Genomic DNA, 13555 nt, shown 5'->3' on the forward strand with positions numbered 1-13555 from the left:
TGTTGGCCCTCGTCGAACGCTCAGGCAGTCGTCAGGTTGTCGTAGGACTGCCAGGGCCAGGACAACCCCTTTCCCGTGAAGCCGGCGTCGCGCACAGTGAAGGGATGGATTCGTGGGGGTTCGGGCGAACAGTGCGGCATTGGCGTGACCACGTTGCGCCCGCCGCGGTCGGTGTCCCGGTCGGCAGGCGCCGACGCGCGGCGGGCCTACGCCGCGAAGAGCTCGCGGCGCTGGCCGGGATCTCAGTGGACTACCTGACCAGGCTCGAACAGGGCCGCGCCACTTCACCCTCGATCCAGGTCGTCGAAGCCCTCGCCCGTGCGTTGCGTGTCTCCGACTCCGAACGCGAGTTGCTTTTCCGTCTGGCCGGGCACGCCACGCCCGGGCATCACATGGTGTCGTCGCGGGTAACGCCGAGCGTGCAGCGGGTCCTGGATCGCCTGGCGAACACCCCGGTCGCCGTCTACGACGCCACCTGGACCCTGCTCGTCGCCAACCCCCCGTACGACGCACTGATGGGACCGACGACGGTATGGCGGGGAAACGAGCGAAACAGCCTGTGGCGCAACCTGATCGGCCCGGGAAACCGGGCTGTACACACGCCCCAGGAGAGAGCCGAGTTCGAGGCCGGCCTAATCGCCGACCTGCGGTTGACCGCCGCCCGCTATCCCGCCGATCAGCGGTTGAAGTTGCTGATCCGCGAACTTGCCGCGCACAGCCCGCGCTTCGTCGAGCTCTGGGAGGCCGGCGCACCGCAGCCGCAACGCGACTTCGGCCGGCACAAGGTGATCGACCACCCCCAGGTCGGCCACATCACGCTCGAATGTGACACGTTCATCGTCGCGGCCGACGACATCCGCATCATGATCTACACCGCCGAACCCGGCACCGAGGATGCCGAGCGGCTGGCCCTGGCCATCGTCCTGGGAACGCAGTCGCTGGTCGACTAGGTTGCGACTCGCCCTTAGACCGGGATCAGCCCGTGCTTGCGCGCCGTGCGGAACCACAACTGCTTGTCCCGCAACAACTTCAGCGACTTGCGCAGCAGCAGCCGGGTCTCGTGCGGGTCGATGACCGCGTCGATGAACCCGCGCTCGGCGGCGGTCCACGGGATCGCCATGTTGAGGTTGTAGCCCTCGATGAAGTCCTTCTTGATCTGCTGCGCCTCGGGCGTGGTCGGGTCGGGGAAGCGCTTCATCAGCAACTGCGCGGCACCCTCGGCGCCGATCACCGCGATGCGCGCGGTGGGCCAGGCGAAGTTGAAGTCGGCGGTCAGCTGCCGGGAGCCCATCACGGCATAGGCGCCGCCGTAGGACTTGCGCACGGTGATGGTCACCTTCGGCACGTCGGCCTCCACGACCGAGTACAGGAAGCGGCCGCCGCGCTTGATGATGCCCCGCTTCTCCTCCTCGGCGCCGGGCAGGAAGCCCGGGGTGTCCACCACGAAGACCAGCGGGATGTTGAACGCGTCGCAGAACCGGACGAACCGCGCCGCCTTGTCGGACGCCTCGTTGTCGATCGCCCCCGACATGTACATGGGCTGGTTGGCGATCACCCCCACGGGGTGGCCGTCGACGCGCGCGTAACCGGTGATGATGGCCGGGCCGTGCTGCGCGGCGACATCGAGGAAGTCGCCGTCGTCGAAGATGCGCAGCAGGATCTCGTGCATGTCGTAGGCCGCGTTGTCGGAGTCCGGCACGATCGCGTCGAGCTCCAGGTCGCTCGGGGTGATCTCCGGCTCCAGCCCGGGGTTGACGATCGGCGGCGTGCCGAAGGTGCTCGACGGCAGGAACGACAGGAAGTCGCGCACGTACTGGAACGCCTCGGCCTCGGAGTCGACCACCTGGTGGATGTTGCCGTAGCGGGCCTGCGCGTCGGAGCCGCCCAGCTCGTCGAGCGTGACCTCCTCGCCGGTGACCTCCTTGATCACGTCGGGGCCGGTGACGAAGAAGTAGCCCTGGTCACGCACCGAGACGAGCAGGTCGTCCTGGATCGGCGAATAGACCGCTCCCCCGGCGCATTTGCCGAAGATGAGGGAGATCTGCGGCACCAGGCCGGACAGCGCCTCGTGGCGGCGGCCCAGCTCGGCGTACCACGCCAGGGAGGTGACGGCGTCCTGGATGCGTGCGCCGCCGGAGTCCTGGATGCCGATGATCGGGCAGGCGACCATCGCGCACCACTCCATCAGCCGGGCCACCTTGCGGCCGAACATCTCCCCGACCGTGCCCTGGAAAACCGTCTGGTCATGGGAGAACACCCCGACCGGGCGGCCGTCGATCATGGCGTGGCCGGTGACGCACCCGTCGCCGTAGAGCGCGTTCGGGTCGTCCGGCGTCTTGGCCAACGCCCCGACTTCCATGAAGGTGCCCGGGTCGACCAGCGCGTGGATGCGGGCGCGGGCGCTGGGGATGCCCTTCTTTTCGCGCTTGGCGACGGCCTTCTCGCCGCCGGGCTCCTTGGCCAGCTCCATGCGGACATGGAGCTCGGCCAGCTTTTCGGCTGTCGTGTGAGCGCGAGAAGGCTCCGCACCGGTCACTACTTGCCCACCTCACTCGTCCGGCGGCGCCCCGCCTCGATGTCGTGCTCGATCTCGTTCAAGGCCTCGGTCATGTGTGCGCCCACCTTGGCGATGATCGGCTCGTCGATGGCCTGGATGTGTTCCCCACCGATCGGCACGACCTCGAGGTCGGACACGTACTCGCCCCAGCCACCGTCCGGCTGGCGAACGGCATACCGCGGCTCGAACATGATCGCGTCGTCATGGTAGCGATCGGCCATGTAGAGGGTGACATGCCCGTCGTACGGCTGGATCTGGGCGGTGTCGATGGCCCGGTTGTCCAGGTACGACGTGCGCTGGTGCTCGATGATCCCGGCCGGGATCTGCACACCGCTCTGGCTGACCGCGTCGAGCACGAACCGGATCTGGCCCTCGTCGTCGAGCTCCTCGAGCTGCTCGTACGGGATCTCCGGGATGGTGACGTTGAAGGTCTTCTCGGCGAACCGGGCGTAGCGGTCCCAGCGTTTGCGGATCTCCTCCTTGGTCTGCGGGACCTCCTCGCCCGCGCGGACCGCGTCGATCAGGCCCACCCAGCGGACGTCCTTGCCCAGCCGCTTGAGCCCGATCGCGCACGCGTAGGCGAGCACGCCGCCCAGCGACCAGCCGGCCAGGATGTAGGGCCCGTCGCCCTGCATCTCGATCAGCTTCGGAATGTATTGCGCGGCACGCTCTTCGATCGAGCCCTCGACCCGCTCCAATCCGTACATCGGGGTGTCCGACGGCAGCCGGTTGAGCAACGGCTCGTACACGACGGTCGAGCCACCGGCCGGGTGGAACACGAACACCGGCGGCTTGGTGCCGCCCTCGGGCCGCGGCCGCAGGGTGCGGACGAACCCGTCGATCACGCCGGCCTCCAGGTACTGCCGCACCTTCTCGGCCAGCGCCTCGATGTTCTCCGACGTCAGCACGTCCTCGACGGTGATCGGACCCTCGGCGCGCTCGGCGAGGCGCTGCGCCATCTTGGCGGCCTGCTCGTCGTCCAGCTTGGGCAGCGGGTTGAAGATGCCGCCCGGTGACTTGCCGGTGACGATCGCCCACGTGGCGAACGTGACCCGCTCGGCGGCGTCGCGCGGCGGCACGTCGGAGTTGAGCGCCGCCGCGACCGCCTGCTGGTTCAGCGCGTCGGCGGCGCCACTCAGGTTGGGCTGCTGCTGCGCGGCGCCATTGCCGTTGGGTCCCGACGGGTCCGTGGGCGGCGGCGGAATCGGGACGTCCGAGGCCGGCGGGGCCGGTTGGGTCTCGGGCTCGGCTTGCGGATCGGGCGCCGGCGCCGTCACCGTGGCCGGTGTCGCGCCACTCACCATCTCCGCCTGCATCCGGGCGATCTCCTCGGCCGACTGCGTCTTCTGGTAGTCGTGCAGCTGCTCGACCTCGTCGCGGTGCTCGACCGCGTACTCGATCAGCTTCTCCACGTTGTAGAGGTTGGCGTCACGCACCGCGGCCAGCTGGATCGGCGGCAGATCGAAGTCGTACTCGACCCGGTTCTTGATCCGCACGGCCATCAGCGAGTCCAGGCCGAGCTCGATCAGCGGCACCTCCCACGGCAGATCCTCGGGCTCGTAGCCCATCGCGGAGCCGACGATCAGGCCCAGGCGCTCGGCGATGGTCTCCCCCGAGTCCGGCGACCACTTGCCCATGCTGGCCGAGAAGTACCGGTTGGTCAGGCTGTCCGTCAGGGTTTCGGCTTCGGCCTCGTCGGCGGGCGCCTCCGGCGCGGCCGCCGCCCCGTTGGCGGGAGCCGTGAGGGCCGCGCCCGCGCCGACCGCGGCCGGCAGGGCGACACCCGCCTCCCCGGCCCGGGTCACCAGCGCGTCGTAGACCAGCGTGAAGGACTCGTCGATGCGGGCGTGCACCTGCACCGAGGCACCGCCGGGGTGCCGGGTCAGCGTGGTCACCAGCCGGGCACCCTCGCCGGGCACCGCGCGCTGCTCGGCGGCCGCCAGCTGGGCGTCCGGAAGCACCTCGGCCGCAGCGGCTTTCACCAGCGCGGGCAGGTCCGTCAGGCCGCGGGGGTTGTACTCCCACACGTGGCGGCCGTCCGGCAGCGCGACGTGGTTGCCGGGCATGAGCACCGAGCTGCTGCCGTGCCCGAAGTGCACGTCCAGCCAGTGCTCCTTGCGCTTGAACCGGGTCGGCGGGATGTTGGCGTAGTCCTGCGGTCCGGTGGCGCGGGTGAACAGCGTCCAGATGTTCAGGTCGTGGCCGTAGACGTAGAGCTGCGCCATCGTCGAGATCATCGACTCGACCTCGTCCTGCTTGCGGGCCAGCGTCGGGATCAGCTGCGCGTCGTGCAACCCGGCCGCGGCAGTGGTCAGGCCCACCTGCATGAGCGCCACCGGGTTGGGGGCCAGCTCCAGGAAAGTGGTGTGGCCGCTGTCGACGGCGTTGCGGACGCCGTGGGTGAAGTAGACGCTGTGGCGCAGGCCCTTCTTCCAGTAGTCGACGTCGTGGATCGGCTCGCCGCCGGGCTTGATGTAGCTGCCCTCGTGCACCGTCGAGTAGATCCCGACCGTCGGGCTCATCGGCTTGATGCCCTGCAGCTCCGCGGCGAGCTCACCGAGCAGCGGGTCCATCTGCTGGGTGTGGCTGGCGCCCTTGGTCTGGAACTTGCGGGCGAACTTGCCTTCGGATTCCGCGCGGGCGATGATCGCGTCCACCTGCTCGGGCGGACCGCCGATGACGGTTTGGGTGGGGGCGGCGTAGACGCACACCTCCAGGTCGGGGAAGTCGGAGAACACCGTCTTGATCTCGTCGGCGGAGTATTCCACCAGCGCCATCAGCCGGATGTACTCGCCGAACAGCATCGCCTCGCCCTCACCCATCAGGTGCGAGCGCGAGCAGATGGTGCGGGTGGCGTCGCGCAGCGACAGGCCGCCGGCGAAGTAGGCCGACGCGGCCTCGCCCAGCGACTGGCCGACCACCGCGGCGGGCTTGGCGCCGTGGTGCTTGAGCAGCTCACCCAGCGCGATCTGGATCGCGAAGATGGTGACCTGGGTGGTCTCGATGCCGTAGTCCTGCGAGTCGTCGAGGATCAGCTCGAGCACCGAGTAGCCCAGCTCGTCCTGGATCAGCGCGTCGACCTTCTCGATCCACTCGGCGAAGACCTCGTTGCGCAGATACAGGCTCTTGCCCATCTTGCGGTGCTGCGCGCCGAACCCGGCCAGCACCCACACGGGGCCGTTGGTCACCGGTCCGTCAACGCTGAACACACCCGGCCGCTGCTTGCCCTCGGCGACCGCGCGCAGGCCCTTGACGGCCTCCTCGTGGTCGTGGGCCAGCACCACCGCGCGGGAGCGGCCGTGGTTGCGCCGCGACAGCGCCCGCCCGATCGATTCCAGCGACGACGCCTGCCCCTCCGGGCTTTCCATCCAGTCCGCCAGCTCGGCGGCCGCGGCCTTCTTGCGCGACGTCAAGAACGCCGACACCGCGAGCGGGATCAGCGGCTTGGTGGGCTCGGCGGCCTCCTGCGCCGCCAGCTCTTCCAGCGCGATCTCCTTGAGCCGCAACGCCTCGTCGGTGACGCCCGGCAGTTCGGGCTCTTCCTCCTCGGGCGCCTCGGCGTCGGGAATGATGTTGCCGAAGTCGTCGAAGCGCAGCGCGTGGGCTTCCATGGTCGGCGCCTCGGCGGTGGCCGAGGAGGCCTTCAGCTCGGGTTCGGGCTCGGGCTCACGCTCGATCACGTCGCGGGGCAACACCTCACGCACCACCAGGTGCGCGTTGGCCCCGCCGAAGCCGAAGCTGGACACCCCGGCCAGCGCGTAGCCGCCGTAGCGCGGCCAGTCGGTGGCCTGGTCGACAACCTTCAGGTGCATCGCGTCGAAGTCGATGTACGGGCTGGGGCCGGCGAAGTTGATCGACGGCGGCAGCTTGTCGTGCTGCAGGGCCAGCACCACCTTGGCCATGCTGGCCGCGCCGGCCGCCGACTCCAGGTGGCCCACATTGGTTTTCACCGCGCCCAGCAGCGCCGGGCGGTCGGCCGGGCGGCCCCGGCCGACGACGCGGCCCAGCGCCTCGGCCTCGATCGGGTCACCGAGGACGGTGCCGGTGCCGTGCGCCTCGATGTAGTCGACGGTGCGCGGGTCGATGCCGGCGTCCTTGTAGGCCCGGCGCAGCACGTCGGCCTGCGCGTCCTGGTTGGGCGCGATCAGTCCGTTGGACCGGCCGTCGTGGTTGACCGCGCTGCCCGCGATCACGGCCAGGATCTGGTCGCCGTCGCGGCGGGCGTCGTCGACCCGCTTGAGCACCACCATGCCGCCGCCCTCGGAGCGGGTGTAGCCGTCGGCATCTGCGGAGAACGACTTGATCCGGCCGTCGGGGGAGAGCACCTGGCCGATCTCGTCGAAACCGAGCGTGACCACCGGGGTGATCAGGGCGTTGACGCCGCCGGCGACCGCGACGTCGGCTTCGCGGTTGCGCAGCGCCTGGACGGCCTGGTGGATGGCCACCAGCGAGCTCGAGCACGCGGTGTCAACCGCGACCGATGGGCCGCGGAAGTCGTAGAAGTAGGAGACCCGGTTGGCGATGATCGACGTCGCGGTGCCGGTGATCGCGTAGGGGTGAGCGACCGTCGGGTCGGACACCGCCAGGAAGCTGTAGTCGTTGTTGGAGACGCCGACGTACACGCCGACGGACTCGCCGCGCAGGCTCGACGCCGGGATGCGGGCGTGTTCGAGCGCCTCCCAGGTGAGCTCGAGCGCCATCCGCTGCTGCGGATCGATGTTGTCGGCCTCGGTCTTGGCGACCGCGAAGAACTCGGAGTCGAAGCCCTTGATGTCCTTCAGGTAGCCGCCGCGTGTGCGGGCCTTGGCGACTCGTTCGGCCAGCCGCGGCTCCTCGAGGAACTCCTCCCAGCGACCCTCGGGCAGGTCGGTGATGGCGTCGCGGCCCTCCATCAGCGCCTGCCACGTCTCGTCGGGGGTGTTCATGTCGCCGGGCAAGCGGGTGGACAGGCCGACGATCGCGATGTCGACCCGCTCGGCGGGGCCGTTACGCGTCCAGTCGGAGACGTCGTCCCCGCTCGTGTCCGCTTCCGGCTCGCCCTCGATGATCCGCGTGGCCAACGACTCGATGGTCGGGTGCTGGAAGGCCACCGCGACCGACAGGGTGACGCCGGTCATGTCCTCGATGTCGGCCGCCATCGCCACGGCGTCGCGCGACGACAGGCCCAGCTCCACCATCGGCACGGACTCGTCGATGTCGTCCGGCGACTTGCCGACGGCCCTGCCCACCCAGTTGCGCAGCCACTCGCGCATCTCGGGGACCGTGAGGTCGGCCTTCTTGGCGGGGACAGCCCCCTCGGGCGAGGAGGTGCTGTTGTCGGGATTCTCGGAGTGATCGGTGTCAGCCATAGTTCTCTTGGGTTCAGTCTGTGGAGCTGGCGAAGGCGGTCGGCGAACCGACGCCGCTGCGCAGGCTGCCGTCGAGGTAAGCGGCGCGGCATGCGCGGCGCCCGATCTTGCCGCTGGAGGTGCGCGGAATGGTTCCGGCCTGCACCAGCAGCAGGTCGCGGATGGTGACCCCGTGCCGCACGGCGATGGCCGCGCGGATCTCGTCGGCGATGGGCTGGTAGTCGAGCTTGTGCGTGCCCGGGGCCCGCTCGGCGACGATCACCAGCTGCTCGGAGCCGTCCTCGGGGTCGTACTTGAGGCCGGTGTGCGGGTTGTCGAACACCACCTGCGGCAGCTCGTTGGCCGGAACGGAGAACGCGGCCACGTAGCCCGTACGCAGGGCCCGGCTGGCTTCCTGGGCCGAGTACTCGAGGTCCTGCGGATAGTGGTTGCGGCCGTCGATGATGACAAGGTCCTTGATCCGGCCCGCTATATAGAGGTGGCCCTTGTGGTAGGTGCCGTAGTCGCCGGTGCGCACCCACAGCCCGTCGTCCTCGGCTCCCTCGGCGTGCGACTGGCTGATGCGCGACTTGAGGATGTTGCGGAAGGTCTCCTGGGTCTCCGCCTCCTTGCCCCAGTAGCCCAGACCCAGGTTCTTGCCGTGCAGCCAGATCTCGCCGATCTGGCCGTCGGGCAGCTCGCTGGCGGTGTCGGGGTCGACGATCACGGCCCATTCGTCGACGCCGATGACGCCCGCGGATACCTGCGCGACGGCGTTGGGCGCGTCGGGGGCCACCTCGACGAAGCGTTGCTTGTTGAGTTCGTCGCGGTCGACGTGGATGACCGTGGGCGCCTGATCCATGGGAGTGGTGGAGACGAACAGCGTCGCCTCGGCCAGGCCGTAGGACGGCTTGATCGCGGTCTCGCGCAGGCCGTAGGGCGCGAACGCCTCGTAGAACTTGCGCATCGACGCCGGGGACACCGGCTCGCTGCCGTTGAGGATCGCCTTGACGTTGCTCAGGTCCAGCGGCGGCTCACCCTCCTTGGGCACACCCCGCACCGCGGCGTGCTCGAAGGCGAAGTTCGGCGCGACGGTGATGACCTCGCTGTCCGGGGCGTCCTCGGGCTTGCGTGCCATCTCCCGGATCCACCGGCCGGGCCGGCGCACGAACGCGGCCGGCGTCATGAAGGTGAAGTTGTGACCGATCACCGGCGACAGCAGCGCGGTGATCAGGCCCATGTCGTGGAAGAACGGCAGCCAGGACAGGCCGCGGTCGCTCTCCTTGCCCTCGAGCCCGTTGAGCACCTGCAGCACGTTGGTCGGCAGGTTCAGGTGGGTGATCTCGACGCCGGTCGGGGTGCGGGTGGAGCCGGACGTGTACTGCAGGTAGGCGATGGTGTTCTCGTCGGCCTCCGGCTCAACCCAGGTGGAGGCCACCTCGTTGGGCACCGCGTCGACGGCGATCACGCGGGGCCGCTCCTTGGCGGAGCGGGCGCGGATGAACTTGCGGACCCCTTCGGCGGCCTCGGTGGTGGTCAGGATCGTCGAGGGGGTGCAGTCGTCGAGCACCGCGTGCAGGCGGCCGACGTGGCCCGGCTCGCCCGGGTCGAACAGCGGCACCGCGATCCGGCCGGCGTAGAGCGCGCCGAAGAAGGCGATGAGGTAGTCCAGGTTCTGCGGGCACAGGATGGCGATGCGGTCACCCGGCTGGGTGACCTGCTGCAGCCGGGCGCCCACGGCCCTGTTCCGGGCGCTGAAATCGCGCCAGACGATGTCGCGGGCGATGCCGTCGCGTTCGGTGGAGAAGTCGAGAAACCGATAGGCCAACTTGTCGCCGCGAACCCTCGCCCACTTCTCAACGTGCTTGACCAGGTTGGTGTTGTCGGGGAACCTGATCTTTCCATTCACGATGAACGGGTTGTGGTACGGCATTCCGCTCTCCTGTCACACCTGTTTAAGGCCGGCGCTACGCCGGCGTTTTGTTCTCTGGTCGGCGACGCCGACAATTCCATCTCTACGCGGGCCAGTCCTCGCGCGACGCCACCGGCGCCGGCCTCCTGTCCATCCCAGGCCGGCTCCCACCAGGACCGGGTCCGCAACGAAGTCTGATAGCTCTTAAATTCCTCTTAATGTTAAGGGGCGGCCCGCAGCACACCAAATCACAAGGTACCGCTGATCTGCACCGGCAACCGGCTCCTGACGGCTGTGTCCCGCGGCCGGTCATCCATGTTTGGGATGCGGCGCGTTGGTGATCAACCCTTGGACCCAGTTCAACGTCCAATCGGTCGCGGCCTGCCCGTCGAGGTTCCAGAACTGTGTCGTTGCGTACAGCGCGTGGATGGGCTGTCCGCCATTTCCGGCCAGGGTGTTCAGCGTGTTGGGCAGGTTGGCCACGCTGAACGCCTCTTCCGGCGCCGCGCAGATGAGGTCGCCCGGCGCGCAGATCTCATTGGTCTTGCCGTCGAGCGCGCCGAACCCACCGGGCCGCGCGCCGGTCATGGTCAACCCCAGACCGGACAGCACCGGCACTTCGTGCAGCGTGACCTCGGCGCCCTGCCCCGGCGGGTTGGGCCCGACGTCCTTGCCCACGCCCGGCTGGCGGCGACCGTCGGCGATCAACGTCACACCGAGCACCAGGTCGTCGTCGACGGGTCCGCGGCCGTTACCGATATCGCTGGCGATGTCACCGGCGATCACCGCGCCCTGGGAGAAGCCCGTCAGCACGTAACTGGTCAACGGGCACTTGGCGTTCATGTCCGTCATCGCCTGCACCGTCGCCCGGGTGCCCTCGGCGCGGCTCTCGTTGTACGACATCTGGGTGTCACCGCCCAGCGGGTTGTGGAACTGCGCGGTGTAGGGCGTGGTGTACTCCTGCACCCGCGACGCGGGGAACTGCTGGGTGATCGCCGTGGTCACCTTGTGCAGCAACGCGTTGGGGAACTGCATCGGGTTGAGCGGGTCGTCCTGAGGAGCGGACTCCCAGGTGCCGGGGACGTTGACCAGCTGGACGTCGGGACACGACGCGTCTTGGGAAGCCGGCCGCGGTTTGTGGGGGTGGGTGGTCGTGGGCGGCGACGGCAGGACGCCGGGTGGCACCGCGCTGGGCGGCGACTCGTGGCCGCGCAGCAAGACGACCACCAGCACGATGACCAGCAACACCACCCCCGCCATCGTCAAGGCGGCGGTCCAGGCGAGGGCGCGGTGGCGCTTACGCCGAGCGTTGGTAGCCATGTTCTCCTGCTGGCAGAGTCGGTGGATCGCGGCGAAGCGGTCCTCCCGACCCCTGCCGCACCCCCTACACGGTACCGGCTCCCCCGAGCGGACCCGTCCGGCCGCGACCCGCTAAAGAATTCGGCGTCGACCCGCTTCGCCGCTGGCGAATGGCGCTAGCGAATGGCGCCGACGATGTCGCCCGACATGGCTCCCAGCTGCCCCGACCACGAGCCCCAGCCGTTGTCGCCGCCACCCGGGAAGTCGAAGTGACCGTTGTGCCCGCCGTTGCTGCGGTACTGCTGGTAGAACTCCCTGGAGCTGCCCATCGCCGCGCCCGCCTGGCCGATCATGGCGGCGTCGTCGCCGCCCATGTTCGTCGGGCTGTAGACCCAGACGCGGGTGTTGTTCTGCGCCAGCAGCGAGGCGTGCACGTAGGGGTCGTGCCACTTCCACCGGCCCAGCTGCGGGGCGCCCCACATGCCGTTGCCGTCCACGCCGCCGTACTGCTGCAGGCCGGCCAGGATCGCGCCGTTGTAGTTGGTGCTCGACGGGTACAGGAAGCCGGACAGCGATCCGGCGAAGCCGAAGCGGTCGGGGTGGAAGGCGGCCAGCGCCATCGCGCCGTAGCCGCCCTGCGAGGCGCCGACGGCGGCGTGGCCACCGGGCGCCAGGCCCTTGTTGGCGGCCAGCCAGTTGGGCAGCTCGCTGGACAGGAAGGTGTCCCACTGCTTGCTGCCGTCCTGCTCCCAGTTGGTGTACATGCTCCACGCCCCGCCCGCAGGCGCGACCACCGAGATGCCCTTTCCGCCCAGCGTGTTCATCGCGTTGCCCGCGGTGACCCAGTTGCTGACGTCCGGGGCGGCATTGAAGGCGTCCAGCAGATAGACCGCGTGCGGACCGCCCGCGAGGAAGGCCACCGGGATGTCGCGGCCCATCGCCGCCGACGGCACCATGAGGCTCTCGTAACCGGCCGCGCGCGCCTTGCCGGCGGGCCCGCCGGTCACCGTCACGCCGATCAACCCGATCGAGAGCGCCGCCACGGAGAACACCCGAAGAAGCGCTGTCATACCCCGCACGACCCTCATGTCCACCCTCCATCGTCTAGTCGCTGTCTGCACACTAGCCAGCGCCGTAGTTCCCCCGCCCACGGGGTAGTGAAACAAATCACACACCAAAACGACTGGCGGCGGAAACCCCGAGGGGTCCCGCCGCCAGTCGCGTTTGTTTCTCGGGCCTAGGTGCCCTGGCCGTTGCCGGCCGCCGTAGCGGCCGTGGCCGGGCCGGCGCCCGGGGTGGCGCCCAGCGCCGACTGCAGGTCAGGCTTCATCGCCTGCAGCTGCGCGCCCCAGTAGGGCCAGTCGTGGGTGCCGTTGGCGTCGAAGTTCCACACCGCGTTGTGGCCACCGGCCTGGTTGTAGGCGTCCTGAAACTTCAGGTTGCTGGTCCGCACGAAGCCCTCGAGGAACTTGGCGGGCAGGTTGTCGCCACCGAGGTCGGACGGCTTGCCGTTACCGCAGTACACCCAGATGCGGGTGTTGTTGGCGACCAGCTTGCTGACCTGAAGCGACGGGTCGTTGCGGGCCCACGCCGGGTCCTCCTTGGGGCCCCACATGTCGGCCGCCTTGTAGCCGCCCGCGTCACCCATGGCCAGGCCGATCAGCGACGGGCCCATCCCCTGGGACGGGTCCAGCAGCGCCGACAGCGAGCCGGCGTAGACGAACTGGTTCGGGTGGTACGCGGCCAGGATCAGCGCCGACGAGCCGGCCATCGACAGACCGACGGCGGCGTTGTTGGTCGACTTGACCTGCTTTTGCGCCGACAGGTAAGCCGGCAGCTCGCTGGTCAGGAAGGTCTCCCACTTGTAGGTGGTGCAGCCGGCCTTACCGCAGGCGGGCTTGTACCAGTCGGAGTAGAAGCTGGACTGGCCACCGACGGGCATGACGACCGAGATACCGGACTGGTTGTACCACTCGAAAGCCGGGGTGTTGATGTCCCAGCCGTTGAAGTCGTCCTGCGCGCGCATCCCGTCGAGCAGGTACAGCGCCGGCGAGTTGGCCCCACCGCTCTGGAACTGGATCTTGATATCGCGGCCCATCCCAGCGGAAGGAACCTGCAGGTATTCCACCGGCAGACCGGGGCGCGAGAAGGCACCAGCGGTCGCCGAGCCCCCCACGGCGCCAATCAGGCCCGAGAGCAGCGCCGCGCCAGCGGCCGCCACCACGAGCCGCCGCGGCATACCGGCCACGGCGCCGCGAAACCTGTCGACAAGCGTCATCCTTGCTTCCTCATCCTTTCGGCGCGCCCATCACCCGGACGCGTCCATGATTTGGGTCGTACTGCATGCGATCTCCGCGCAGCAGTGCTCGTGTAGTCAACCACACCTTCACCCGCCCGGTCGCATCGAGGCGGCCCCCCAAAGCGCCAACCGGGCGCCGTTACCCGGTCTTTTCCAGGCGA

General features: G+C 69.1%; 7 protein-coding genes. 1 reads left to right on the forward strand and 6 read right to left on the reverse strand.

Annotated elements, in window-relative coordinates:
• The first annotated feature begins 104 nt into the window (after nt 1-104).
• Nucleotides 105-950, forward strand: a complete 846-nt coding sequence (locus tag G6N37_RS18955; protein ID WP_163682738.1) for a helix-turn-helix transcriptional regulator — start codon at nt 105-107, stop codon at nt 948-950.
• 14 nt (nt 951-964) lie between these two features.
• On the opposite strand, the gene G6N37_RS18960 is transcribed toward G6N37_RS18955, so the two are convergent.
• From G6N37_RS18960 to ag85A, 6 genes are all read right to left on the reverse strand, one after another.
• The gene (locus G6N37_RS18960) at nt 965-2470 is read right to left on the reverse strand and encodes an acyl-CoA carboxylase subunit beta (protein ID WP_232075564.1); all 1506 of its coding nucleotides are present in this window, start codon (nt 2468-2470) and stop codon (nt 965-967) included.
• 65 nt (nt 2471-2535) lie between these two features.
• Nucleotides 2536-7905, reverse strand: a complete 5370-nt coding sequence (gene pks13 / locus G6N37_RS18965) for a polyketide synthase Pks13 (RefSeq protein ID WP_163682742.1) — start codon at nt 7903-7905, stop codon at nt 2536-2538.
• A gap of 13 nt (nt 7906-7918) precedes the next feature.
• On the reverse strand, nt 7919-9817 hold the full coding sequence (fadD32, locus tag G6N37_RS18970) for a long-chain-fatty-acid--AMP ligase FadD32 (protein WP_163682743.1): 1899 nt from the start codon (nt 9815-9817) through the stop codon (nt 7919-7921).
• A 288-nt stretch (nt 9818-10105) separates the two neighbouring features.
• Entirely contained in the window at nt 10106-11116 is a 1011-nt protein-coding gene (culp6, locus tag G6N37_RS18975; RefSeq protein ID WP_163682745.1) for a carboxylesterase Culp6, read from the reverse strand.
• Nucleotides 11117-11271: 155 nt separating this feature from the next.
• Complete coding sequence (locus G6N37_RS18980; protein WP_163685238.1) at nt 11272-12174, reverse strand: esterase family protein; 903 nt, start codon at nt 12172-12174, stop codon at nt 11272-11274.
• Between the two features lie 158 nt (nt 12175-12332).
• The gene (gene ag85A / locus G6N37_RS18985) at nt 12333-13373 is read right to left on the reverse strand and encodes a diacylglycerol acyltransferase/mycolyltransferase Ag85A (RefSeq protein WP_163682747.1); all 1041 of its coding nucleotides are present in this window, start codon (nt 13371-13373) and stop codon (nt 12333-12335) included.
• Nucleotides 13374-13555 lie beyond the last annotated feature (182 nt).

Source organism: Mycobacterium seoulense (assembly GCF_010731595.1).
GTDB lineage: Bacteria > Actinomycetota > Actinomycetes > Mycobacteriales > Mycobacteriaceae > Mycobacterium > Mycobacterium seoulense.